Origin of the sequence: Staphylococcus pasteuri, from assembly GCF_030547725.1 — a bacterium.
In the GTDB taxonomy this organism is placed as follows: domain Bacteria; phylum Bacillota; class Bacilli; order Staphylococcales; family Staphylococcaceae; genus Staphylococcus; species Staphylococcus pasteuri.
The window spans coordinates 146,873-171,972 of record NZ_JAUOQO010000006.1 but is presented as its reverse complement, the minus strand read 5'-3'; the positions used below and the strand labels follow the sequence as shown (position 1 = coordinate 171,972).

Sequence of the window (25,100 nt, the reverse complement as noted above, 5' to 3'; positions counted from 1 at the left end):
CGGCTTAATGTGACACTTGCGTTTTTAAATAGTGAAAGAAACAATAATAGTGACGATAACTAACAATATATTAATACAAAGACTAGGGAGCACCCATGAGGAAATCATGTAGTGTTCCTTTTTTGCGTTTTTAGGATTAAAAAACGCATCATCTTTCATACTTTTCTTTTTCGAATTAGATGAAAGTTGGTATGTTAAACGTCGAAAACCATAACTAGTGACATCGAATATGCCTTCCTGTACTAAAAGAATAATAAACAATAGTATGAAAGAAATTAAAGATACATAAAATAAGACGTTAATATAATCAGTCCATGTATGAGAAGTCCAAATCCAAAATAGAAAAGATATGATGACTGTTATGATTAACGGTAATAAATAATTTTTTATCGATTTCAATAAAACCACTCCGATTAAGTATTGTCTATAGTTTAACTCAACCAAATTATTCTGAAAACAAAAAAATATATTTTTATAAAATGATTGCTTTATTGCATTAACGCAAAACTATATTGATTTTATATGCATTGTAAATATATAATACTAGTTAAGTATTCAGAAAATTTTGAAGGGAATGTCAATTTTGAAAATAATCGGGAGGAATTAGATGGGAAAATACATATTTAAACGATTAGGATATATGTTTTTATCGTTGTTTATTATTATTACAATTACTTTTTTCTTAATGAAAATGATGCCGGGATCACCGTTTAATGATGCTAAGTTAAATGCTGATCAAAAAGCAATTTTAAATGAAAAATATGGATTAAATGATCCGGTAGCTGTACAATACGTACATTATTTAAAAAATGTAGTAACTGGGGACTTTGGTTATTCATTCCAATATCATAATCAACCAGTTTGGGAACTTATTAAACCTAGATTATTACCATCATTTGAGATGGGTATTACAGCAATGATTATTGGAATTATTTTTGGCTTGGTATTAGGGGTTGCGGCAGCAACAAAACAAAATACATGGGTTGATTATACGACAACAGTAATTTCAGTTATAGCAGTTTCAGTACCATCATTTGTATTAGCAGTATTATTACAATACGTTTTTGCAGTTCGTTTGAGATGGTTTCCAGTAGCTGGATGGGAAGGTTTTTCTACAGCAGTATTACCGTCACTTGCTTTATCCGCAGTCGTACTAGCTACAGTAGCAAGGTATATCCGAGCAGAAATGATTGAGGTACTTAGCTCTGATTATATTCTATTAGCACGTGCTAAAGGTAATTCAACAATGAGAGTGTTATTTGGTCATGCGTTACGTAATGCATTAATTCCAATTATCACGATTTTGGTACCGATGTTAGCAGGAATTTTAACGGGGACATTAACAATTGAAAATATCTTTGGTGTACCGGGCTTAGGGGACCAATTCGTACGTTCAATAACTACTAATGATTTCCCTGTTATTATGGCAACAACAATTCTGTTTAGCACATTATTCATTGTTTCTATTTTTATAGTAGACATTTTATATGGCGTAATTGATCCTAGAATTCGTGTTCAAGGAGGTAAAAAGTAATGACAGAAAAACGAATGGATAAAGATTATTCAAATGCAGCAATGTCACATACCTCTGAAGGGGCAGTTTCTACTGATTTTGTTATTAGAGAATTAGATTTAAATCAAGAACCAGAATTACAACGCGAAAGTAAAAATTTCTGGCAAGATGCTTGGGCGCAATTAAGAAGCAATAAATTAGCAGTAGTAGGTATGATAGGTCTGATTATCATTGTATTATTTGCATTTATTGGACCTCTAATGAACAACAGAGATTATGCAGCTCAAAACGTAGAGCATAGAAATTTACCTGCTAAAATAGCAGTTTTAGATAAAGTACCATTCTTGCCTTTTGATGGAAAAGGGACAGATGGTAAAGATGCATACAAAGAAGCGCATGCCAAAGATAATTATTGGTTTGGTACAGACCAACTTGGTAGAGATTTATGGACAAGAACTTGGAAAGGCACTCAAGTATCGTTATTCATAGGTATCGTGGCAGCACTTCTTGATATTTTTATTGGGGTTACTTATGGTGCAATATCAGGGTTCTTTGGCGGTCGTATTGATAATGTGATGCAGAGAATTTTAGAGGTTATTGCCTCAATTCCTAACTTAATTGTCGTTATTCTTTTTGTGTTAATTTTTGAACCTTCAATTTGGACAATTATTTTAGCTATGTCTATTACTGGTTGGTTAGGCATGAGTCGTGTGGTTAGAGGTGAATTTTTAAAACTCAAAAATCAAGAATTTGTATTAGCTTCTCAAACACTAGGTGCATCAAAATTCAAACTTATATTCAAACATATTTTACCTAACACGTTAGGTGCTATTGTTGTTACTTCAATGTTTACTGTACCAAGTGCGATTTTCTTTGAAGCATTTTTAAGCTTTATCGGAATCGGTGTGCCAGCACCTCAAACTTCATTAGGTTCACTGGTAAATGATGGGCGTGCAATGTTATTAATTCATCCACATGAATTATTTATACCAGCGATTATTTTAAGTTTATTAATATTATTCTTCTATCTATTTAGTGATGGATTACGCGATGCATTTGATCCGAAAATGCGTAAATAAAAGGGGGGAGTGCAGTTTATGTCAGAAAGAATTTTAGAAGTTAATAATTTACATGTATCTTTTGATATTACAGCTGGAGAAGTACAAGCTGTGAGGGGTGTGGATTTTTATCTCAACAAAGGAGAAACTTTAGCAATTGTAGGGGAATCAGGTTCTGGTAAATCTGTAACAACTAAAGCAATTACTAAACTTTTCCAAGGTGATTCTGGTCGTATTAAAGAGGGAGAAATAAACTTTTTGGGAGAAGATCTTGCGAAAAAAAGTGAAAAAGAATTAATCAAATTACGTGGTAGAGATATCTCAATGATATTCCAAGATCCAATGACATCGCTTAACCCCACAATGAAAATAGGAAAACAGGTCATGGAACCTCTAATTAAGCACAAAAAAATGAGTAAATCAGAGGCAAAACGTAGAGCATTAGAAATTTTAAATTTGGTAGGGTTGCCAAATGCTGAAAAAAGATTTAATGCATATCCACATCAATTCTCTGGTGGCCAAAGACAAAGAATTGTAATTGCTACAGCGCTTGCTTGTGAGCCAAAAGTACTTATTGCTGATGAACCTACAACTGCATTAGATGTAACCATGCAAGCTCAAATATTAGATTTAATGAAAGAACTACAACAAAAAATTAATACATCTATCATTTTTATCACCCATGATTTAGGAGTAGTAGCCAATATTGCTGATAGAGTTGCTGTTATGTATGGTGGGCAAATGATTGAAACAGGTAATGTGGATGAAATATTTTATGGACCTAAACATCCATATACATGGGGGTTATTGTCATCAATGCCTGATTTAACTACAAGCAATGAAACTGATTTAATAGCGATTCCAGGAACACCACCAGATTTATTACATCCTCCAATAGGTGATGCATTTGCACGACGTAGCCAATATGCTTTAGATATTGATTTTAAAGAAGAGGCACCATGGTTTCAGGTATCTCCAACACATTTTGTGAAATCATGGTTATTAGATGAACGTGCACCTAAAGTAGAACCGCCATTGGCAGTACAAAAGCGATTTAAAGATTTACCGAATCGTTATGAAAAACCCATCAAAGTAGAGAGGGTGGCGTTTAATGAATAATAACAAAACTAAACTTTTAGAAGTGAAACATTTAAAACAATATTTCAATCAAGGGAAAAAGAATGAAGTCAGAGCAATTGAAGATATTTCTTTCGACATTTATAAAGGTGAAACATTAGGTTTAGTTGGTGAATCTGGTTGTGGTAAATCAACAACTGGTAAAGCCATTATTAAATTAAATGATATCACTAGTGGTGAAATAATATATGACGGTATAGATATTCATAAAATTAATAAACGAAAAGATATGTTGAAATTTAACAAGAAAATTCAAATGATATTCCAAGACCCATATGCTTCATTAAACCCTCGTCTAAAAGTGATGGATATCGTTGGCGAAGGTATTGATATTCATCATTTAGCGACTGATAAACGCAATCGAAAAAAGCGTGTATATGATGCTTTGGAAACAGTAGGTTTAAGTAAAGAACATGCCAATAGATACCCGCATGAATTCTCTGGAGGACAACGCCAGCGTATAGGTATTGCAAGAGCATTAGCTGTAGAACCTGAATTTATTATTGCGGATGAACCGATTTCTGCATTAGATGTATCTATCCAAGCACAAGTTGTAAATATCATGTTGAAATTACAAAGAGAAAGAGGAATCACTTTCTTATTTATCGCTCATGACTTATCTATGGTGAAATATATTTCTAACCGAATAGCAGTTATGCATTTTGGTAAAATTGTCGAATTAGGACCAGCAGATGATATATATAACCACCCATTACATGACTATACAAAATCATTACTATCAGCTATTCCTCAACCTGATCCTGACGTTGAAAGACAAAGAAAACGTATTACATATCAACCTGATGATAACGATATTGAAAATAAACAATTGTATGAAATAAGACCAGAACACTTTGTCTTAGTCACAGAGACTGAAGCAGAAAAATTAAAACAACAAATTAATACTGCAGGATAATAAAAGGGAGGGGGATACATATGAAAAAGTGGATAACACTGATAGTAACTTTAATCATTACATCATCGATACTGTCAGGTTGTAGTAATAGTAAAAGTTTATACTCAGATGAAGGACAAGTATTTAGAAAAGTAATACCACAAGATATGACAACTTTAGATACTACAATGATTTCAGATGCAGTATCTGGTGATATAGCGGGACAGTCATTTGAAGGTTTATATTCAATGAATAAACATGATAAGGCAGAACCTGCTATTGCTACGAGCTTACCTAAGAAAAGTAAAGATGGTAAAACATTAACAGTAGACTTACGAAAAGATGCTAAATGGAGTAATGGGGACCCGGTAACAGCTGATGACTTTGTATTTGCATGGAGAAAAGTTGCTAATCCTAAAACAGCTTCAGAATTTGCATATATTATGAGTGATATAAAAAATGCTGATGACATTAATGCTGGAAAGAAACCAGTTAAAGACCTTGGAATCAAAGCATTAAATAAATATAAATTACAAATTAATTTAGAAAGACCTGTCCCATATATAAATGAATTATTAGCATTAAATACATTTGATCCTCAGAATGAAAAAGTAGCCAAAAAATATGGTAAAGCATACGGTACTACTGCTGATAAAGCAGTATATAATGGTCCATTCAAAGTAGTAAACTGGAAAGTTGAAGATAAAATTCAATTAGAAAAAAATAATCAATATTGGGATAAAAAACATGTGAAACTTGATAGAGTCAATTATAAAATTCTTAAAGATAATCAAGCTGGTGCAGCACTGTATGATACCAACTCAGTTGATGACGCAATTATTTCATCTGAGCAAGTAGACAAATATAAAAAGTCACCTGCCTTAAGAAAAAGATTAACAGCTGCAACTTTTTACATTAAATTAAATGAAAAAGAAGTGCCAGAATTTAAAAATAAGCATTTGAGATTAGCAATTGCACAAGCGATTAATAGAAAAGAATATGTTGATTCTGTATTTAATGATGGTTCATTACCTTCAAGTAATTTTACTGGTTATGGAACTGCTACAACTCCAAGTGGTAAAGATTTTGCTAGTACAATTAAATCACCATTGAAATATAACAAACATGAAGCTGCAGATAATTGGAAGAAAGCTCAAAAAGAATTAGGTAAGAAAAATGTAACCTTTACTTTAAATGTTCAAGATACTCCTGTTCAAAAGATTTCAGCTGAGTTTATTAAATCTCAATTAGAGACTAATTTACCTGGTGTAGAAGTGAAAGTGAAGCAATTACCATTCAAACAAAAAATAAATCTTGAATTATCTAATAACTATCAAGCATCTTATGCTGGATGGTCACCTGACTATCCTGATCCAATGGCATTTTTAGAAATTATGAAAACTGGTAATCCTCAAAATAATACTGATTGGGGTAATAAAGAATATGACCAATTAATCAAAGATGCTAATGGAAAATTATTACAAGAACCAGAAAAGAGAAATGAAGCTTTACAACAAGCTGAAAAAATTCTATTAGAAAATGCTCCGGTTACACCAATTTATCAAAAAGGGGAAGCACATTTAACAAACCCTCAAGTCAAAGGTTTGGTTTACCATAAAGTAGGTCCTGATACGACATTAAAAGATGTTTATATCGATAAATCAATCGATAGAGAAACTGGTAAAAAGAAAAAATAATTAAATTAAAAATGGCGGAGAAAAGCGTATCGATACGTTTTTTCTTCGCCATTTAATTTATATCATTTATGATTAACTAATGTTTAAATTCCTTCATTAAATTAAACCATTTTATACCACCATGTTGGGAACTAGAAACCCCTTTATTAACGTAACCATATTTTTCATAAAATGGTATCAGTTCTTCTTTACAGGTTAACGTTATACCTAAACGATGGTGTGTTTTAGCTCGTTGTTCTATTTCATTTAGTAATTTACCAGCAAGACCTTGATTTCTTTGTGATTGATCAACGACTAATCCTAATATAGCTACATAACCTCCAGTTGTTGGATTCTCATCTATACTTTCAAATAAATCATCGGTAATGAATGGTTGATTAATTACCGGTCCATTAATATAACCAACAACCTTTTCATTCAATTCAGCGATAATAAATGTATCATTAATCATTTCAATTCTTTTTATTAAAGCTGATTTTGTTGCTGCTTCTTCTGGTGTAAAACCTTGGTTTTCAATAATTAAGATTTCTTCTAAATCTTCTATTTTGGCATTTCTAAATTGATACAAAATAGCTTCCCCCTAAAATACTTTATGAAATTTTGATATAAAAGAAACCATTCAAAGTGCTAACACTTTGAATGGAAAATTAATTTTCGATAATAATTTATCTTTTACGTCCTAAGCCCATAGCTTTTTCCATTTTTTTCAACGTTTTAAATGAGGCTTTTTGAGCTTTGTCTCTACCTTTATCTAAGATATCATCTAGTTCATCAGAATTATAATAAGATTCATATTTTTCTTGGAAATCGATTAAGAATGATTTTACAATTTCTGCTAAATCACCTTTGAATTTACCATAACCCTCTCCAACGTATTTCGCTTCAATATCTTTAATTGTTTCATTAGTTAGTCCTGAATAAATAGATAATAAATTAGAAACGCCTGGTTTATTGTCACGATCAAACTTAATAACACCATCGGAATCTGTGACAGCACTTTTAATTTTTTTAGCTGCAACATTTGGTTCATCTAATAATGAGATAAAGTTCTTTTGGTTATCGTCACTTTTACTCATTTTTTTAGTAGGGTCTTGTAAACTCATAACACGTCCACCGACTTTAGGCATACGAATTTCTGGTTTAGTCAATACGTCGTTATATTTACTATTGAATCTATCTACTAAGTTACGAGTTAATTCCATATGTTGCTTTTGATCTTCTCCAACAGGAACAATATTTGTATTATAAATAACGATATCAGCTGCCATTAAAGGTGGATATGTAAGTAATCCTGCTGGTACTCCGTCAGTTCGTTTTTGCGCTTTGTCTTTAAATTGTGTCATACGTTCTAATTCACCGATTGAAGCGATTGTAGTGAGCATCCATCCAGCTTGGACATGTGCTGGTACTTCTGACTGAATAAATAGTGTTGATTTATCAGAATCAATGCCTGATGCTAAATAAATCGCAGCTAATTGTCTGATTTGTTTACGTAACTTCAAGCGGTCTTGTGGTACTGTGATAGCATGTTGGTCAACAATACAAAAGAAACATTCATAGTCATTTTGAATTTCTTCGAATTGTTTTAATGCACCTATATAATTACCAATTGTAGGTATACCACTTGGTTGAATGCCTGAAAATAATGTTTCCATATAAGATGCCTACTTTCTCAAATAATATTTACATATCATTATAACAGTATTTCTTTAAAATGTAAGTTGTGTTAAGATGAATGTATATTTAAGCATTGAAATATTTTGAGAGACTATTTTGAATTATTTCAAAATTTCTCAGAAAAATTAGGATTTTCTCATTTAATTTTAATGTTAGATGGGTATAATGTAAAATGTAAGGTTAAGAAAGCAAAAGAAACATAAATTTCTTTAATCTATAACATATTTAAAAATAACGAATGAATCCAATTATAGGAGAGTGAGATGTATGGTAACATTATTTACTTCACCAAGTTGCACATCTTGCCGTAAAGCGAAAGCATGGTTACAAGAACATGACATTCCATATACGGAGCGTAACATTTTTTCTGAACATTTAACAATTGATGAAATTAAATTAATTTTAAAAATGACTGAAGACGGAACTGATGAGATTATTTCAACTCGTTCTAAAACATACCAAAAATTGAATGTTGATATTGATTCTTTACCATTACAAGATTTATACTCAATTATTCAAGATAATCCTGGTTTACTACGTCGTCCAATTATTTTAGACGATAAACGTTTACAAGTTGGTTATAACGAAGATGAAATTAGACGTTTCTTACCAAGAAAAGTCCGTACGTTCCAATTACAAGAAGCTCAACGTTTGGTTGACTAATAACTTTAATAACAATGTGATTTAATCACTTTACTAAAAGATATTACAACAACACTATTTTTGAAATGGTGTTGTTTTTTGTATATTATAGAAGTTGAATTGAGTCATAGATGGTTGTTTTTTACCTATGAAAATGGGGAATATAACACTATAAGAACCCCATAAAAATATAGTTAAATTTAATCAAACAAATAGATTGTAATTTAAGTCACGTTCTAATACAATATGGTTACTATTCATCGACTGTAAGGAGTGAGATGATATGAGAATAGAACGCGTAGATGATACAACAGTTAAATTGTTTATAACATATAGCGATATAGAAGCGCGTGGCTTTAGTCGTGAAGATTTATGGACAAACCGCAAACGTGGAGAAGAATTCTTTTGGTCTATGATGGATGAAATCAATGAAGAAGAAGATTTTGTTGTTGAAGGTCCATTATGGATTCAAGTACATGCCTTTGAAAAGGGTGTGGAAGTGACTATTTCTAAGTCTAAAAATGAAGAAGCTATGAATATGGCTGATGATAATCATTTTGATCAATTTGATGACCAAGTAAATGAACTTCTAGCTCAAACACTTGAAAGTGAAGATAATGTAGAAAATATATTTGAACAACGCGATCAACAAAAGAAAGCACAACAAGAACAACCTCAAAGACAGCGTAAACAAGCAAGTATGCGTACTGTCATAGTTAAATTTGAAGATCTAGAGCAAGTAATAAATTATGCTTATCACAACAATCAAAGTACAGTAGAGTTTGAAGATTTACTTTACATGATTGATTCACAATATTATTATGCTATCCATTTTGATGAAAATGTAGATCAAGAGACAATTAATGATAGTTATAGTCAATTGTTAGAATTTGCTTATCCAACAGATAAAACTGAAGTGTACTTGAATGACTACGGTAAAATCATTATGAGTCACAATGTCACTTCTCAAATGCGTCGTTATTTTACTGACGCAACTGAATAAAAATAGTATTTTAGACGAGACATGAAAATGTCTCGTTTTTTTATGGACTTCTTTAAACTTATATGTTGTCAAAAGTAAAAATAGTGTTTGCTTCGTTAATATTTATGAGGTGAACGTATGTTAGTAGCTTTAAATCATAACAATGAACATATCTTAGCTAAAAATGCCATTAAAAATGTGGATTATTATTGTCCTCATTGCCATTCAAAATTAATTTTGAAAAAAGGAATAAAAGTTATGCCTCATTTTGCACATGAAAGCCAGAGTCAAAGATGGTGTGCAAAAGGTGAATCAGAACTTCACTATCACGCAAAATACCAATTAGCAACTATGTTAAAACGATTAGGATATACTGTCCGAATTGAGCCATTTTACAAATTGATTAATCAATTACCAGATATAGTAGTTAACGATAAAATAGCGTTAGAATTACAGTTTTCTATGATTAGTTTATCCAAGATACGACTACGTAGTGACGGTCTGAATAGTATTGGATTACATCCCATATGGATTGTTAAAGATATTAAATATGATAAAAGCAAAATGATGCTAAGTCTAAGTGACTTTCAAGCAAGTACTATTGATTGTGAAACTAAGAGACTTTTAACTTGGAATGAACAAGATAAGTCACCTATAGTTTATTCAGATATACAACATATTGGTGGTAAGACGTTTAAAGCAAGAAGACAAACATTGATAAACTATTTAGATAAGGCTAATAAACTTAGTCATAGTTCAAATACAATTTATAAACTGAGTAATCAAAAGATTTTAAAATATATACAACGATGTCGTTGGAAGAATTCAGTATTAGAGCCTACTTTAAGTGCGATGTATCAATTACAATTGTTTGAGGATAAGGTGGCGTATAAAGTGGGATTTATCGTACCTCATCAAATATATATCAAAACCCATCCTATCGAATGGCAACTTCAATTATTGTTATTAGAGAAAGAAAAACGATTGAATTATCAATACTTTGAAAAATGCCTTGATTTCAGACAATTTTCAAATCCTACAAAAGCTAAAATTGAGATTATTAAGGCGATAATAATGGAATATCAATATGCTATAAATCTTAACAGTAAAGACGTGCAAATTATCTACTAAAATGAGAAAATTAAGTTATTGAGAATTTCGAGGAGGTTTATTTATGAATCAACAATTAACTAGAGAAGAACAGGAACTTAAATATCCTGAATATACATGGGATCTAACAACGATTTTCCCAAACAATGAAGCATTTGAAGAAGCATTTAAAGAAGTTGAAAATGATATCGGTAAAGAAGAGCAATTTAAAGGGCACTTAGGTGACAGTGCCGAAACTTTATATGAAGCATTAGCATTAGAAGATGAAATAGGTACTAAATTAGAGAAGGTGTATGTTTATGCTCATCTTAAACGAGACCAAGATACTGCTAATGATCAATATACTGGTATGGAATCACGTGCACACCAATTAATTATTAAATACAGTTCAGCATGGAGTTTCTTAGTGCCAGAGATTTTACAAATTGATGAAGCGACAATTCAATCGTTTATTCAATCTAACGATAAATTGAAACAATATGAGTTCGATTTACAACTTATTAATGAAAAACGTCCACATATTTTAGATGCTGATACTGAAAAATTACTTACTGAAGCTCAAGATGCTTTATCTACACCATCAAATGTATATGGAATGTTCAGTAATGCTGATCTAGAATTTGAAGATGCTATAGATAAAGATGGAGAAGCACATCCACTTACACAAGGTACTTTTATTAAATATCTAGAATCAGATGATAGAGTATTAAGAGAATCTGCTTTCAGAAATGTTTATAAAGCTTATGGAGCACATAATAATACTTTAGGTGCAACATTAGCAGGTGAAGTTAAGAAAAATGTCTTTAACGCTCGTACACACCATTACAATTCTGCACGTGAAAAAGCTTTAAGTAATAATCATATTCCGGAAGAAGTTTATGATAACTTAGTGAAAACAGTTCATAAATACTTACCTTTACTACATAGATATACTAAATTGCGTCAAGAGTTATTAGGTATTGATGATTTGAAAATGTATGACTTATATACACCATTAGTAAAAGACGTTAAATTTGAAATGCCTTATGAAGAAGCTAAATCATGGATGTTAAAAGCACTTGAACCTATGGGTGAAGAATATTTAAATGTAGTTAAAGAAGGACTAGAAAATCGCTGGGTAGATGTATATGAAAATAAAGGTAAACGTTCAGGCGGCTACTCATCAGGTGCGCATTTAACAAATCCGTTCATCTTATTAAATTGGTCAGATACAGTATCTGATTTATATACATTAGTTCATGAATTTGGTCATTCAGCTCATAGTTATTTCAGTCGTCAAAACCAACCTTCAAACTTAAGTGATTATACTATATTTGTAGCAGAAGTTGCTTCAACTTGTAATGAAGCATTACTAAGTGACTATATGGATAAACATCTTGACGATGAAAGACGCTTATTACTTCTAAACCAAGAATTAGAACGATTTAGAGCAACTCTATTCCGTCAAACTATGTTTGCTGAATTTGAACATAAAATTCATCAAATTGAAGAAGCGGGTGAACCATTAACACCTAATCGTATGAATGAAGAATATGCCAAATTGAATAAACAATATTTTGGAGATGCTGTCGAAACTGATGAAGATATCAGTAAAGAATGCTCTCGAATTCCACACTTCTATATGAATTATTATGTATATCAATACGCAACAGGCTATAGTGCTGCACAAAGTTTAAGTCATCAAATTTTGACAGAAGGGCAACCAGCTGTTGAAAGATATATTAATGAATTCTTGAAAAAAGGTAGTTCAAATTATCCAATTGAAATACTAAAAAATGCGGGTGTAGATATGACAACACCAGAACCAATTGAACAAGCATGTGAAGTCTTTGAACAAAAATTAGATGCTTTTGAAAAGCTAATGAAAGCTTAATATGATTGAATTCGCTTACATTATGAACAGATTGTGACAATTTAAAATTTAATAAACTGAATGGTTGAAATGGGGTATGTGTCGTGTTATATTATGAACATGAAATTAATCACATAACAAACATACCCCTTTGTTTGAAGTGAAAAATTTCTCCCATCCCCTTTGTTTAGCGTCGTGTAATCAGACACGGCGTTTTTTTAATTTATTATAAAATTATACGTTGAACAATATACATAAATTATACAATTAATGAATAAACAAAAAGCCAGCACAAAAGATTATTTAAAATCATTTTGTGTTGGCTTTATTAATATTTATATTTAACAATTAGGTTTGGGCATTTTTGATTTCCAAAATTTACCTTCAGGATAATTAAGTTTTTCAACTTTTTGCTGAAGCATTAATTTTTTTAGTTCTTTATTAAGTAATTTCTCAGGCCATTCATATATAGTAAGCAATTCTTCCATTGTAACAAGTTGCTTTTGTTGAATGTATGTCTCTAATTTTGGTGGTAAGTTCTTTTCAATAGGACTACCCATAAGTTCGTTAATAATATATGTGTATATATGGTAAGGATATAATCCTTCAACTTTTAAACCTTCTTCGTGCACATCTTCATTGAAAAAGACGAGAGAAGGGGATTGTTCAATTTCCATTTCACGTGCTATATGCAAGTCAACTTTTAAACTTTCAGTAAGTTTACTTTTTTGTAAGTCTTCTTTAAACACTTCATAATCTATTCCAGCATTTTTTACACAATCACATATCATTTCTTCAGTGATAATATCACGCTTTGGAATAATTTCATTTTGCATTAAATGAATAAAACGCTCAGCTCTTAAACGACCTTGTAATTCAGCCGCTTTATAAGCAAGGGCAATATTATCAAAATCAGAGGTGCTTTGTGCTTGGCATTTTGTTAAAACTTTTAATGAAGGATTAAGAATATGTCTAACACGTATATATTGATTATATTCAATTCTTAATTTAGATAAAATTGCGGATAATTTAAAGCAATCTTTACTAAAGGGATCGAAAAAAGAGTAAATTTCTATTTTGCATACAGGTGATAGATCAGTATTTGCATCTTCACAACTCTTATTCTCCATTACTCTTAACTCTTCAGCCATGTCATTTCACCTACAATTAATTTTCGGAATTTACCATGTGATTAGCTGTTAGTCGCAATCTTTCATATAAATAGTCTCCAACCCCAGCGGGAAAATTAGCGTGGGTAATCGCAATAGACATATTTTCTAACCAAGCATCGCGTTCAAATTCAGTAATTGTAAATTCCATATGTCGTCTTTTTAACATGGGGTGTCCATGTTCTTGAGTATATAAATCAGGGCCACCTAAAAACTGAGTTAAAAATTGTTTTTGCTTTCGACTCGTTTCTTTAAAATCACCAGGGAATAAATGATTAATTCTATCGTCTTGTTCAACTAACGAGTAAAAATGATCAATCATTTGATATAGTGCGTCTTGCCCGATGATGTCATAAGGTGTTCTAGGCATATTATCACCGTGTTCCATTAATATATATCTAATATAACATGAATTTTTACATATGAAAGTAATTTGCATTATAGCTATTTTTTGCTAATTTAAGATAATTCTTTTTTTCGTTCAAAGAATCGTTGAACTTTATTCAATGGTTTTTGGTGAGCCAGATTAAATGACTGAAGTAACTCATTGAATTTTGTTAAACCTTCTTCATATTGGTTAACTTCAAATTCAAGTTCATAATCCTCAGTGCCCAGATATTCACTTTTATCCAGTACAAGTAATTCATTTTTATAATTGGTTTCCATTCGATATGTTGTTAATGCACCTAAAATAGATAAACTACCATCTTGAATGCCGTATTTTTCAGATATAATATGTCTAATGTCTGATGGTAATTGATCGTGGCTAATTACTTTATTAATTTTAGGTTCTATAGATACATCAAAATTATATTCTGTTAAACCGACTTCTGCTGGAACTTTAAGCGTCATTTCATAAGTATCGTCTTTCACACGTATTCTTAAAGCCGATTGATTTGATTTTAATTTAAAATCCTCAGTGTCAATATAATAGTTAATTTGTTTAAAAGGAGTATCGTCCTTAAAGTATTTGTGTTTAATGTCATTATATACATTTTCATTTAGTATTTGTTTAAATTCAATTTCATTATTAGTTGCCATGATAGAGATACACCCCGATACTTTTCTTTATGTTTATTTTAAATTTATTAATATTATGACGTAAATCATCCATGATTTAAAGTAATTTTGATCATTTTGACGATGTACAATTTTACATATATTTTAATAATATCAGACATATACTTTTGGTTTTAATCTGAACAATCATAAACCTAATAATAATGTAAGAATAATGGCATAGATATGTGTGTTGAATGGCCAAATTATGTTAAACTAATATGGAATAAGGAGGGGCAAGCATGCGTATATATATAAATGAGATAAAAGTGAAAGATGATACAATTTATTGTTATTCAGAAGATTCTATTGAAGGATTAGAAGAAGTAGGACAAATGCTTGTTGACAGTGATAACTACGGATTTGCATACATATTAGATGATGGACAATCCTATTCGTATTTGATCTTTGTTGAAGAAACATGGTCAATGCTACATGAAAATAAAGGTAAAAAACTAGTCGTAAATGAAACGTTAGAACTTAAACATTTCCAAGAAGAATTAGATTACATATTGGATAATATAGAAGGTAATAATAACTATGGTAAGGAGTTTGTTTCTGCTGTTGAAAAAACTTTTGAACTAGAATGAAGCGGAGTGAATGAATATGAACCAGTGGGATCAATTTTTAACACCTTATAAACAGGCCGTTAATGAATTAAAAGTAAAATTAAAAGGATTACGTAGACAATATGAAATTAGTGAACATAGTTCTCCCATTGAATTCGTAACAGGCCGCGTAAAACCTATTTCAAGTATAATTGATAAAGCCAATAAACGTGGAATTCAATTTGATAGATTAAGAGAAGAAATGTATGACATAGCTGGGTTACGAATTATGTGTCAATTTGTTGATGACATCGATGTAGTTGTCAATATTTTACGTCAACGTAAAGACTTTAGCGTCGTTGAAGAAAGAGACTATATTCGTAATACTAAAGAAAGTGGTTACCGTTCTTATCATGTCATCATTGAATATCCAATTGAAACATTGAGTGGACAAAAGTCGATATTAGCTGAAATTCAAATTAGAACATTGGCAATGAACTTTTGGTCAACGATTGAGCATACATTGCGTTATAAATATGATGGGGATTATCCAAGTGAGATACAACATCGTTTAGAAAGAGCAGCTGAAGCGGCATACTTATTAGATGAAGAAATGTCTGAAATCAAAGATGAAATTCAAGAAGCACAAAAATACTATACACAAAAGCGTGCAAAAAAGCATGAAAATGACTAATGAGGTGTAAAGATGCGTTATACAATCCTAACTAAAGGTGATTCAAAATCCAATGCGTTAAAGCATAAAATGATTAGCCATATGAAAGACTTTCAAATGATTGAAGATAAAGAAAATCCAGAAATAGTCATATCAGTTGGTGGCGATGGTACTTTACTTCAAGCCTTTCATCAGTATAGTCATATGTTATCGAAAGTAGCATTTGTCGGTGTTCATACTGGCCATTTAGGATTTTATGCTGATTGGTTACCTCATGAAGTCGAAAAATTGATTATTGAAATTAACAATTCAGAATTTCAAGTCATTGAATATCCATTATTAGAAATCATAGTCCGATATAATAATAATGGTTATGAAACAAGGTACTTAGCTTTGAATGAAGCAACCATGAAAACTGAAAATGGATCAACATTAGTTGTGGATGTTAATATTCGTGGAAAACATTTTGAGCGTTTTAGAGGTGATGGTTTGTGTATATCTACACCATCAGGTTCTACAGCCTATAACAAAGCATTAGGTGGAGCGTTAATTCATCCTTCTCTTGAAGCAATGCAAATTGCTGAGATTGCGTCAATTAACAATCGCGTGTTTAGAACGGTAGGGTCACCACTTGTGTTACCTAAACATCATACTTGTCTTATTACCCCAGTGAATCATGATACGATACGTACGACTATTGACCATGTCAGCATTAAACATAAAAATGTGAATGCGATTCAATATAGAGTAGCAAATGAAAAAGTAAGGTTTGCACGCTTTAGACCATTCCCATTTTGGAAAAGGGTACACGATTCCTTTATTTCAAGTGATGATGAAATATGATATTCCGTTATACAATTACGCAAAAAGAAACGCTTAAAACATTTTTAAAACGACATGATTTTTCTAAGAAAACGATTAGCGCCATTAAAACTAATGGCGCTTTACTTGTAAATAATAAACCTGTAACAGTAAGGTTTGAACTTGATATCAATGACAAATTAGAAGTGCGTTTACCAAAGGAAGTTCCGAGCGCTAACTTAGTTCCATATTTGAAACCATTAGATATTTTATTTGAAGATGACTATATTATTATTGTCTTCAAACCTAATGGACAAAATTGTGCACCTTCTCGTGAACATCCACATGAGAGCTTAGTTGAACAAGTTTTAGGTTATTTACAAGACAAAGGTGAAAATACTAACCCACATATTGTTACACGATTAGATCGTAATACGACTGGTATTGTTTTATTTGCAAAATATGGATATATTCATTACTTATTTTCAAAAATTAATATGAATAAAAAATATATATGTTTAGCCCATGGTTTAACAAAATCAAGTGATGTGATTGAAGCGCCCATTTCAAGAACTAGTCATAGTATTATTGAAAGACAAGTATCAGAAAATGGTAAGTATGCTAAAACCATATATCAGACGATTAAACAAAAGAGTCATGTAAGTTTATGTGAAGTCCAATTATGTACTGGTCGGACTCATCAAATAAGGGTGCATTTTCAACATTTAGGTCATCCTTTAATTGGTGATACATTATACGGTGGTAAACATGATAAAATAGAGGGGCAATGTTTACAGTGTTACAAACTAACATTTGAACACCCAGTAAGTAAAAATACAATTGAAATAACAACTGATTATAAACAACTAAATCAATGGTATGACATGATATAAAAAGCATTTTGGAGGTGTTTAAATTGTCTAACGACACAGAAATGAAAGAGAAAGAATACGCTAGCGAAGATGTGTACGATAAAGACTTATTAGATCAATTATTACAAAATGAAGATATAGATGCATTTAGAGAAGAATTTTTATCAATGCATAATTACGAACAAAGTGAATACTTTGAAGACACTGATGATGAGAATAGACAAAAAATATTCCAATTCTTATCACCACAAGAAGTTGCTGATTTCTTTGATCACTTGGATATAGACGATGAGGATTACGAAGAATTATTTGAAAAAATTAATGCAAACTACGCAAGTCATATTTTAGAAGAAATGTCATACGATAATGCAGTAGACATTTTAAACGAATTAACTAAACCTAAAGTCGCTAGTTTACTTACATTAATGAATAAAGAAGATGCCAATGAAATAAAGGCATTACTACATTATGAAGAAGATACCGCCGGCGGTATTATGACAACAGAATATCTTTCATTAAAATCTACTACTCCTGTTAAAGAAGCATTAATGCATGTTAAAGAACAAGCGCCAAATGCTGAAACAATTTACGTGATTTTTGCTATCAATGAAGATGATCAATTAGTTGGGGTTTTATCTTTAAGAGATTTAATCACAGCTGAGAACGATGCTTATATTGAAGATGTGATGAGTGAACGTGTTATTAGTGTAGATGTCGCAACTGACCAAGAAGACGTTGCACAAACAATGAGAGACTATGATTTCATTGCAGTACCTGTTGTTGATTACCAAAATCATCTATTAGGTATTATTACAATTGATGATATTTTAGATGTTATGGATGAAGAGGCAAGTGAAGACTACTCTCGTTTAGCCGGTGTCTCTGATATTGATTCTACTAATGATTCAGTAATCAAAACGGCAACAAAACGTTTACCTTGGCTAATCATTTTAACGTTTTTAGGTATGATTACTGCAACAATTTTAGGTAGCTTTGAAGACACTTTAGCAAAAGTCGCTTTATTAGCAGCCTTTATACCAATTATTAGTGGGATGTCAGGTAATTCTGGTACGCAATCTTTAGCCGTATCTGTACGTAATATTTCAACTGGTGATATCGACGAACAAAGTAAATTTAAAGTTGCTTTAAGAGAAGCGGGAAGTGGCTTTTTATCAGGAATTGTTTGTTCCATCATTTTAATCATTATAATTATTGCTATTTATAGACAACCCTTATTAGCAGTCATTGTTGGTGGCAGTTTAACGTGTGCTATGACAGTTGGTACATTAGTTGGATCAATGATTCCATTATTAATGAATAAATTAAAAATTGACCCAGCAGTTGCAAGTGGTCCATTTATTACAACAATTAACGACATTGTAAGTATGTTAATTTATTTCGGCTTAGCAACATCATTTATGTCATATTTAACTTAAGGAGGAACTAATGGAGTTCTTATCACTTGTGATTGTAGTTGTAGCTGCATTCTTAACACCTATTATAATAAATAGGTTGAATATTAATTTTTTACCTGTCGTAGTTGCTGAAATATTAATGGGGATAATTATAGGTAATTCATTTTTAAACTTAGTAACCAAAGATTCTATGCTTAGTATTTTATCAACATTAGGCTTTATCTTTTTAATGTTTTTAAGTGGATTAGAAATTGATTTTAACGCCTTTAAAAAAGATTCTCGTCCTCGACAAGGTGAAAGAAAAGAAGAGAAGAAATTACCAGGTCATTTAAACCTCGCAATGACAGTATTTGCATTAATCATGATTGTTTCAATTATTTTAGCATACGCATTAAAATGGTTTGGTTTAATAGATGATGTATTATTAATGATAATTATCATATCTACTATTTCATTAGGTGTGGTAGTTCCGACATTAAAAGAAATGAATATAATGAGAACGACTATTGGACAATTTATCTTGTTAGTTGCGGTATTAGCCGATTTAGTAACAATGATATTACTAACAATTTATGGTGCGGTTAACGGTCACGGTGGTAGTACCATCTGGCTTACAGGCATTTTGGTAGTATTTACAATTATTTTCTACGTGATTGGAGTACTATTTAAACGAATGTCATTTTTACAAAAATTAATGGGTGGTACTACACAAATTGGTATACGTGCCGTATTTGCATTGATTATATTACTTGTTGCATTAGCAGAAAGTGTTGGTGCTGAATACATACTTGGTGCATTCTTAGCTGGCGTAGTTGTATCATTATTAAATCCTGATGAAGAAATGGTTGAGAAATTAGACTCATTTGGATACGGATTTTTCATTCCTATATTCTTTATTATGGTGGGTGTAGATTTAGACATTCCATCATTAGTGAAAGAACCATCATTATTAATCATTATACCTATTTTAATTTTGGCTTTTATAGTATCTAAGCTAATTCCAGTATTTCTTATAAAACGATGGTTTGATATGAAGACGACTGTTGCTTCAGCATTCTTATTAACGTCAACGCTATCATTAGTTATTGCTGCAGCTAAAATCGCTGAACAATTAAAGACAATTTCAGCAGAAACATCAGGGTTACTTATTTTAAGTGCAGTCATTACTTGTGTCTTTGTGCCTGTTATTTTTAAAAAGCTATTCCCAGTACCTAATGAAATGAATCGTCGTATTGAGGTAAGCTTGATAGGTAAAAACCAACTGACTATTCCTATCGTACAGAATTTAACTTCCCAATTGTATGACATTTCACTTTATTATCGTAAAGATTTAAGTGATAGTCGTAAATTATCCGATGAAATTACTATGGTCGAAATCGCTGATTATGAACAAGGAATACTTGAAAGATTAGGGTTATTCGATCGTGACATCGTTGTATGTGCGACTAATGATGATGAAATCAACCGAAAAGTCGCTTTGATGGCTAAAGAACATGGCGTAGAACGAGTGATATGTAGACTTGAAAGTACAAATGAAGACTTAGAAATGAAATCGTTAGGCATAGAAATATTTAGTAATTATCTAAGTAATAAAATATTACTTAAAGGATTAATAGAAACGCCGAATATGCTTAACTTATTAAGTAATGTAGAAACATCTCTATATGAAATTCAAATGTTGAATTATAAATATGAGAACATCCAATTACGAAATTTCCCATTCGGTGGAGATATTATTTTTGTAAGAATTGTGCGCAATAATGATTCCATTGTTCCTCATGGTGATACGCAATTACGTTATAAAGATAGACTTATTGTGACAGGTTCAAAAGAATATGTAGATGAGTTAAAACAAGAATTAGAATTCTATTATTAATAAAGGATTATGGGTCTGTAAGTATACATCATACTTACAGATCTTTTTAATTATATAAATAATATGAAATTTAATATAAGTATAGTGTGAACTATAGAGTAAATCTAAAATGCTTTATTATCAGGTACTAAAAATGTTAAAATATATTGAGTGAAAAATTTAGAAACGTTTGAAATGATTTATTATATATCTTATTAAAAGGAGTTATTTGCATGTTAAATCTTGAAAATAAAACTTATGTCATTATGGGAATTGCCAATAAACGTAGTATTGGTTTTGGCGTTGCCAAAGTACTAGATCAACTAGGTGCTAAATTAGTATTTACATATCGTAAAGATCGTAGCCGTAAAGAATTAGAAAAATTATTAGATCAACTTAATCAATCAGAACAACGTTTATATCAAATCGATGTTCAAAGTGATGAAGATGTTGTTAATGGCTTTGCTAAAATCGGTGAAGATGTAGGCAATATTGATGGCGTTTATCATTCAATTGCTTTTGCCAACATGGAAGATTTAAGAGGACGTTTCTCTGAAACATCAAGAGAAGGTTTCTTATTAGCGCAAGATATTAGTTCATATTCACTAACTATTGTTGCAAATGAAGCTAAAAAATTAATGCCTGAAGGTGGAAGCATTGTTGCTACAACTTATTTAGGTGGAGAATTTGCTGTACAAAACTATAATGTTATGGGCGTAGCTAAAGCAAGTTTAGAAGCAAATGTTAAATATTTAGCACTAGACTTAGGTGAAGATAACATCCGTGTAAATGCAATCTCAGCTGGTCCTATTCGTACTTTAAGTGCTAAAGGTGTAGGTGGATTTAACACAATTCTTAAAGAAATTGAAGAACGTGCACCATTAAAACGTAACGTTGACCAAGAAGAAGTAGGTAAAACAGCGGCTTACTTATTAAGTGATTTTTCTAGCGGTGTTACAGGTGAAAACATCCATGTTGATGGTGGATACCACGCAATTAAATAATAAAGCTAGGAATTTTAAAACGAAAGCTACAAAATAAATCAAATGACCAAGTGAGATGTCTTTACGACCCACTTGGTTTTTGTTTTATGTGATTAGTTGAAGAAGTATTGGAAAACAATAAAAAACTGTGAAGAAGGCTATAGGCATCTTCACAGCTTTTTTAGTTATAATTTTATGTTATGTGAAAGAATATCTAATCTTTAACGTTATTATTCGCTTTATCGATAATTCGTTGACGATATTTAAAGATATTGCTAATTATTGTTTTTAATACTGCATATAAAGGTACAGCGATTAATATTAGTGTAAAACCACCTAAATCTCCAGCTGCTAAAATAACCACAATGATTGTTAATGGATGCATGCTTAGTGATTTACCCATAACATTTGGTGTAATGACATTTCCTTCTAATTGTTGTGCAATTAAAGTGATAACACACACCCAAACAAAAGTCGTCGGACCATCGATAATACCTAAAATAGCTGCTGGCGTGAATGAAAGCCATGGACCTAAGAATGGTATTAAATTAGCTACACCAGCAAATAATACTAATAATGGTGTATAAGGTAATCCAATAATTGTATAACCAATATATAAGATAATACCTAAAATAACACTAACTGTTACTTGTCCTTGGATATATGACTTCAACGTGTAGTTTAAATCTTTCAATAAATCTACTACAAATACTTTACGTTCTCCTTTGAAAAATTTACCAACTGCTGGAATGAATTTTTCGTGATCTTTTAACATATAAATAAGGAAGAACGGTACCATAATCAATAAGAAGATAGTAGAAATTAATGATGTGATATATGAAAGTGAGTTTGATAAGACATCTGTTACGCCATCACCCATTGATTTAACCATATTATTAATACGGTGAGTGACATCATTTGGTAATTTATCAATTTGAGTTAGTGCGAAATTAACCAGACGCTCAGTTTCTCTTTGTAATGCTGGTGTTTGTTTAATCAAATTATTCATATTTGAAATTAAGATTGGTGCAATAAAGGCTACAACTATAGCAATTATTGCTATTAACACGACAAATATAGTTACAATACTAGCCCATCTTGGAAATCCCCATTTTTCTAATAAATTTTGAAATGGTAAACATATATAAAATAAGAAACCACTAATAATAAATGGAAGGAAAACAGATCCAATAATGGTAACAATAGGGGTAAATACTTCATGCACTTGCATAAATAGTTTGATGAGTATGAACAACATAATTAAAGCTATGCCAGTTCGGAACCAAACTTTATTTAACATATATGATAGTCCTCCTGAAATTTTTCATTTATTGATAGTCTTATATAGTATATCTCAAAATTCAATACTACAAAAGAGCCATATCGTTTAAATAAAGCGCACAAATAGATAATAATATAATACATTTTATATAAAATTCTAAAAATATATTGATAAGTGTAAATATACATCGTATAATTTTTTTAATCTATTGATTAGGGAGGTATACGATGATTGAAAATATCGTTGCATTTTTAAATGAACTGGTTTGGAGTAAACCATTAGTATATGGATTATTATTTACGGGTATATTTTTTAGTTTAATGATGCGCTTTTTCCAAGTAAGACATTTTAAAGAAATGATTCGTTTAATGTTTCAGGGAGAAAAATCACCTAGTGGTATTTCTAGTTTTCAAGCTATAGCCATGTCATTAGCGGGGCGTGTTGGTACTGGTAATATAGTTGGTGTATCAACAGCAATCTTTATTGGAGGTCCTGGTGCAGTATTTTGGATGTGGATGAGTGCCTTTTTAGGAGCGAGTAGTGCATTTATTGAATCAACATTAGGACAGATCTTTAAACGTGAAGTTAACGGTGAATATCGTGGTGGTCCAGCATATTATATCGAATATGGTATCGGTGGTAAGTTGGGTAAGATTTACGGATTAGCATTTGCAATAGTTACGATTATATCTGCCGGATTATTATTGCCTGGTGTACAAGCAAATGCAATCGCAAGTTCTATGAATAACGCTTTCAATATACCTAATTGGGTAGTTGCTGTGATCGTCGTAATTATTTTAGCGTTAATCATTTTTGGTGGATTACGTTCAACTGCTAATGTAGCTACTGCTGTCGTACCATTTATGGCTGTAATTTATATTTTGATGGCAATCATCATTATTGTGATTAACATTCAAGCTGTTCCAGCATTATTAGCAGAAATATTCAAATCTGCATTTGGATTACAATCAGCATTTGGTGGAATTGTAGGCGCTATGATTGAAATTGGAGTTAAAAGAGGATTGTTTTCTAATGAAGCAGGGCAAGGTACTGGACCGCATCCAGCTTCAGCTGCAGAAGTATCTCATCCAGCAAAACAAGGATTAGTTCAATCATTTTCAGTTTATGTGGATACTTTATTTGTATGTACAGCGACAGCGTTAATTATTTTGCTTTCAGGTACATATAACGTTACAGATGGTCAAAATAATGCTAATGGCACACCACATTTAATAAAAAATGGTGGTGTATTTGCAGAAAATGCAGATGGTAGTAAAGATTATTCAGGTACAGCTATGTATGTACAAGCAGGTATAGATAAAGCATTTCATGGTAGTAGTTACCATTTTGATACTCATTTTTCTGGAATAGGTTCTTATTTTGTAGCAATTGCGTTATTCTTCTTTGCTTTTACGACAATAATAGCTTATTACTATATTGCTGAAACAAATGTAGCTTATATAACTAGAAAGCAAAACAATCATACAACCAATATTGCATTTATTCTCATAAGATTAGGAATCATTATTGCAACATTATATGGTGGTATTAAAACTGCAGATGTTGCTTGGGCTTTAGGTGATTTAGGGGCAGGTCTTATGGCGTGGTTAAACATTATAGCGATATGGATACTACATAAACCAGCTATAGAAGCATTAAAAGATTATGAAGTACAGAAGTCACGTTTAGGTTCAGGTTATCATGCATTATATAAACCTGATGCGAAAAAACTACCTAATGCTATCTTTTGGTTGAAAACCTATCCTGAAAGATTGAAAAAAGTAAGTAAATAAAACAGGATGTTATATATATAACGTTAATGAATTTATTTACGGAAAATAGTTGTTTATTAAAGAATTAAAATTACAATTAACAACTGA

At 31.3% G+C, this 25,100-nt stretch carries 23 protein-coding genes and 1 pseudogene; 17 read left to right on the top strand and 7 right to left on the bottom strand.

All coding sequences use genetic code 11. The features are described 5' to 3' along the window. Window positions 1-24: 24 nt before the first annotated feature. On the bottom strand, window positions 25-399 hold the full coding sequence (locus Q4528_RS08480; protein WP_072291799.1) for a DUF3899 domain-containing protein: 375 nt from the start codon (window positions 397-399) through the stop codon (window positions 25-27). Between the two features lie 208 nt (window positions 400-607). Here Q4528_RS08480 and opp3b point away from each other — a divergent pair, with 208 nt between their 5' ends. The 5 genes and pseudogenes from opp3b to Q4528_RS08455 all read left to right on the top strand — a co-directional run bounded on the left by opp3b (window position 608) and on the right by Q4528_RS08455 (window position 6,300). Next, window positions 608-1,534, top strand: coding sequence for an oligopeptide ABC transporter permease (opp3b, locus tag Q4528_RS08475; protein ID WP_046466517.1), 927 nt, complete (start codon window positions 608-610; stop codon window positions 1,532-1,534). Beyond that, on the top strand, window positions 1,534-2,592 hold the full coding sequence (gene opp3C, locus Q4528_RS08470) for an oligopeptide ABC transporter permease (RefSeq protein ID WP_046466518.1): 1,059 nt from the start codon (window positions 1,534-1,536) through the stop codon (window positions 2,590-2,592). Before opp3b ends, opp3C begins: the two co-directional genes overlap by 1 nt. Window positions 2,593-2,610: 18 nt before the next feature. Beyond that, complete coding sequence (locus tag Q4528_RS08465; protein WP_046466519.1) at window positions 2,611-3,690, top strand: ABC transporter ATP-binding protein; 1,080 nt, start codon at window positions 2,611-2,613, stop codon at window positions 3,688-3,690. After that, window positions 3,683-4,622, top strand: a pseudogene (locus Q4528_RS08460) (ABC transporter ATP-binding protein); the annotation flags it as partial. The gene Q4528_RS08465 and the pseudogene Q4528_RS08460, both read left to right, overlap by 8 nt. Before the next feature lie 22 nt (window positions 4,623-4,644). Then, window positions 4,645-6,300, top strand: coding sequence for a peptide ABC transporter substrate-binding protein (locus Q4528_RS08455; protein WP_046466520.1), 1,656 nt, complete (start codon window positions 4,645-4,647; stop codon window positions 6,298-6,300). A 76-nt stretch (window positions 6,301-6,376) separates the two neighbouring features. On the opposite strand, the gene Q4528_RS08450 is transcribed toward Q4528_RS08455, so the two are convergent. Both Q4528_RS08450 and trpS read right to left on the bottom strand, forming a co-directional pair. Further along, window positions 6,377-6,868: a GNAT family N-acetyltransferase gene (locus Q4528_RS08450; protein ID WP_017637397.1), complete on the bottom strand. Its 492-nt coding sequence runs from the start codon at window positions 6,866-6,868 to the stop codon at window positions 6,377-6,379. Window positions 6,869-6,965: 97 nt separating this feature from the next. Then, window positions 6,966-7,955 carry a tryptophan--tRNA ligase gene (trpS, locus tag Q4528_RS08445; protein WP_017637396.1) on the bottom strand — a complete coding sequence of 330 codons (990 nt, stop codon included), beginning with the start codon at window positions 7,953-7,955 and terminating at the stop codon, window positions 6,966-6,968. 289 nt (window positions 7,956-8,244) lie between these two features. Between trpS and spxA the strand changes: the two genes are divergently transcribed. The 4 genes from spxA to pepF all read left to right on the top strand — a co-directional run bounded on the left by spxA (window position 8,245) and on the right by pepF (window position 12,584). Further along, window positions 8,245-8,640, top strand: coding sequence for a transcriptional regulator SpxA (spxA, locus tag Q4528_RS08440; protein WP_002450775.1), 396 nt, complete (start codon window positions 8,245-8,247; stop codon window positions 8,638-8,640). 262 nt (window positions 8,641-8,902) lie between these two features. Further along, entirely contained in the window at window positions 8,903-9,622 is a 720-nt protein-coding gene (gene mecA, locus Q4528_RS08435) for an adaptor protein MecA (protein WP_029055569.1), read from the top strand. Between the two features lie 117 nt (window positions 9,623-9,739). Then, window positions 9,740-10,732 (top strand): competence protein CoiA, encoded by a 993-nt coding sequence (locus Q4528_RS08430; RefSeq protein ID WP_029055568.1) that lies wholly within the window; start codon window positions 9,740-9,742, stop codon window positions 10,730-10,732. 43 nt (window positions 10,733-10,775) lie between these two features. After that, a complete protein-coding gene (gene pepF, locus Q4528_RS08425) occupies window positions 10,776-12,584 on the top strand; it encodes an oligoendopeptidase F (RefSeq protein ID WP_303521240.1) in 1,809 nt (602 codons plus the stop codon). Between the two features lie 320 nt (window positions 12,585-12,904). Here pepF and yjbH read toward each other — a convergent pair whose 3' ends face one another. The 3 genes from yjbH to Q4528_RS08410 all read right to left on the bottom strand — a co-directional run bounded on the left by yjbH (window position 12,905) and on the right by Q4528_RS08410 (window position 14,773). Beyond that, window positions 12,905-13,714 (bottom strand): protease adaptor protein YjbH, encoded by an 810-nt coding sequence (gene yjbH, locus Q4528_RS08420; protein WP_017637392.1) that lies wholly within the window; start codon window positions 13,712-13,714, stop codon window positions 12,905-12,907. A 16-nt stretch (window positions 13,715-13,730) separates the two neighbouring features. Next, window positions 13,731-14,102, bottom strand: a complete 372-nt coding sequence (locus Q4528_RS08415) for a truncated hemoglobin YjbI (RefSeq protein ID WP_029055566.1) — start codon at window positions 14,100-14,102, stop codon at window positions 13,731-13,733. An 89-nt stretch (window positions 14,103-14,191) separates the two neighbouring features. Further along, the gene (locus Q4528_RS08410; protein WP_017637390.1) at window positions 14,192-14,773 is read right to left on the bottom strand and encodes a CYTH domain-containing protein; all 582 of its coding nucleotides are present in this window, start codon (window positions 14,771-14,773) and stop codon (window positions 14,192-14,194) included. 260 nt (window positions 14,774-15,033) lie between these two features. Between Q4528_RS08410 and Q4528_RS08405 the strand changes: the two genes are divergently transcribed. The 7 genes from Q4528_RS08405 (at window position 15,034) to fabI (ending at window position 21,959) form a co-directional block, all read left to right on the top strand. Then, on the top strand, window positions 15,034-15,381 hold the full coding sequence (locus Q4528_RS08405) for a UPF0738 family protein (protein WP_017637389.1): 348 nt from the start codon (window positions 15,034-15,036) through the stop codon (window positions 15,379-15,381). 16 nt (window positions 15,382-15,397) lie between these two features. Further along, window positions 15,398-16,033 (top strand): GTP diphosphokinase, encoded by a 636-nt coding sequence (gene yjbM, locus Q4528_RS08400; protein WP_017637388.1) that lies wholly within the window; start codon window positions 15,398-15,400, stop codon window positions 16,031-16,033. Window positions 16,034-16,045: 12 nt separating this feature from the next. Next, entirely contained in the window at window positions 16,046-16,855 is an 810-nt protein-coding gene (locus Q4528_RS08395) for an NAD kinase (protein WP_017637387.1), read from the top strand. Further along, window positions 16,852-17,706, top strand: coding sequence for an RluA family pseudouridine synthase (locus tag Q4528_RS08390; protein WP_046466522.1), 855 nt, complete (start codon window positions 16,852-16,854; stop codon window positions 17,704-17,706). Before Q4528_RS08395 ends, Q4528_RS08390 begins: the two co-directional genes overlap by 4 nt. A 41-nt stretch (window positions 17,707-17,747) precedes the next feature. Beyond that, window positions 17,748-19,121, top strand: a complete 1,374-nt coding sequence (gene mgtE / locus Q4528_RS08385) for a magnesium transporter (protein ID WP_371106437.1) — start codon at window positions 17,748-17,750, stop codon at window positions 19,119-19,121. Between the two features lie 10 nt (window positions 19,122-19,131). Further along, complete coding sequence (locus tag Q4528_RS08380) at window positions 19,132-20,976, top strand: monovalent cation:proton antiporter family protein (RefSeq protein WP_303521235.1); 1,845 nt, start codon at window positions 19,132-19,134, stop codon at window positions 20,974-20,976. Window positions 20,977-21,188: 212 nt separating this feature from the next. Then, window positions 21,189-21,959, top strand: coding sequence for an enoyl-ACP reductase FabI (gene fabI / locus Q4528_RS08375; RefSeq protein ID WP_017637383.1), 771 nt, complete (start codon window positions 21,189-21,191; stop codon window positions 21,957-21,959). 193 nt (window positions 21,960-22,152) lie between these two features. Here fabI and cozEa read toward each other — a convergent pair whose 3' ends face one another. Beyond that, on the bottom strand, window positions 22,153-23,238 hold the full coding sequence (gene cozEa, locus Q4528_RS08370) for a lipoteichoic acid biosynthesis protein CozEa (protein WP_046466523.1): 1,086 nt from the start codon (window positions 23,236-23,238) through the stop codon (window positions 22,153-22,155). Window positions 23,239-23,447: 209 nt separating this feature from the next. On the opposite strand from cozEa, the gene Q4528_RS08365 reads away from it, so the two are divergent. Then, complete coding sequence (locus tag Q4528_RS08365) at window positions 23,448-25,013, top strand: alanine/glycine:cation symporter family protein (protein WP_303521232.1); 1,566 nt, start codon at window positions 23,448-23,450, stop codon at window positions 25,011-25,013. Window positions 25,014-25,100: the final 87 nt, after the last annotated feature.

Coding starts and splice junctions, on each gene's coding strand:
- opp3b (WP_046466517.1), top strand. CDS start 608: ATGGGAAAATACATATTTAAACGATTAGGATATATGTTTTTATCGTTG.
- opp3C (WP_046466518.1), top strand. CDS start 1,534: ATGACAGAAAAACGAATGGATAAAGATTATTCAAATGCAGCAATGTCA.
- Q4528_RS08465 (WP_046466519.1), top strand. CDS start 2,611: ATGTCAGAAAGAATTTTAGAAGTTAATAATTTACATGTATCTTTTGAT.
- Q4528_RS08455 (WP_046466520.1), top strand. CDS start 4,645: ATGAAAAAGTGGATAACACTGATAGTAACTTTAATCATTACATCATCG.
- trpS (WP_017637396.1), bottom strand. CDS start 7,955: ATGGAAACATTATTTTCAGGCATTCAACCAAGTGGTATACCTACAATT.
- spxA (WP_002450775.1), top strand. CDS start 8,245: ATGGTAACATTATTTACTTCACCAAGTTGCACATCTTGCCGTAAAGCG.
- mecA (WP_029055569.1), top strand. CDS start 8,903: ATGAGAATAGAACGCGTAGATGATACAACAGTTAAATTGTTTATAACA.
- Q4528_RS08430 (WP_029055568.1), top strand. CDS start 9,740: ATGTTAGTAGCTTTAAATCATAACAATGAACATATCTTAGCTAAAAAT.
- pepF (WP_303521240.1), top strand. CDS start 10,776: ATGAATCAACAATTAACTAGAGAAGAACAGGAACTTAAATATCCTGAA.
- yjbH (WP_017637392.1), bottom strand. CDS start 13,714: ATGGCTGAAGAGTTAAGAGTAATGGAGAATAAGAGTTGTGAAGATGCA.
- Q4528_RS08415 (WP_029055566.1), bottom strand. CDS start 14,102: ATGCCTAGAACACCTTATGACATCATCGGGCAAGACGCACTATATCAA.
- Q4528_RS08410 (WP_017637390.1), bottom strand. CDS start 14,773: ATGGCAACTAATAATGAAATTGAATTTAAACAAATACTAAATGAAAAT.
- Q4528_RS08405 (WP_017637389.1), top strand. CDS start 15,034: ATGCGTATATATATAAATGAGATAAAAGTGAAAGATGATACAATTTAT.
- yjbM (WP_017637388.1), top strand. CDS start 15,398: ATGAACCAGTGGGATCAATTTTTAACACCTTATAAACAGGCCGTTAAT.
- Q4528_RS08395 (WP_017637387.1), top strand. CDS start 16,046: ATGCGTTATACAATCCTAACTAAAGGTGATTCAAAATCCAATGCGTTA.
- Q4528_RS08390 (WP_046466522.1), top strand. CDS start 16,852: ATGATATTCCGTTATACAATTACGCAAAAAGAAACGCTTAAAACATTT.
- mgtE (WP_371106437.1), top strand. CDS start 17,748: ATGAAAGAGAAAGAATACGCTAGCGAAGATGTGTACGATAAAGACTTA.
- Q4528_RS08380 (WP_303521235.1), top strand. CDS start 19,132: ATGGAGTTCTTATCACTTGTGATTGTAGTTGTAGCTGCATTCTTAACA.
- fabI (WP_017637383.1), top strand. CDS start 21,189: ATGTTAAATCTTGAAAATAAAACTTATGTCATTATGGGAATTGCCAAT.
- cozEa (WP_046466523.1), bottom strand. CDS start 23,238: ATGTTAAATAAAGTTTGGTTCCGAACTGGCATAGCTTTAATTATGTTG.
- Q4528_RS08365 (WP_303521232.1), top strand. CDS start 23,448: ATGATTGAAAATATCGTTGCATTTTTAAATGAACTGGTTTGGAGTAAA.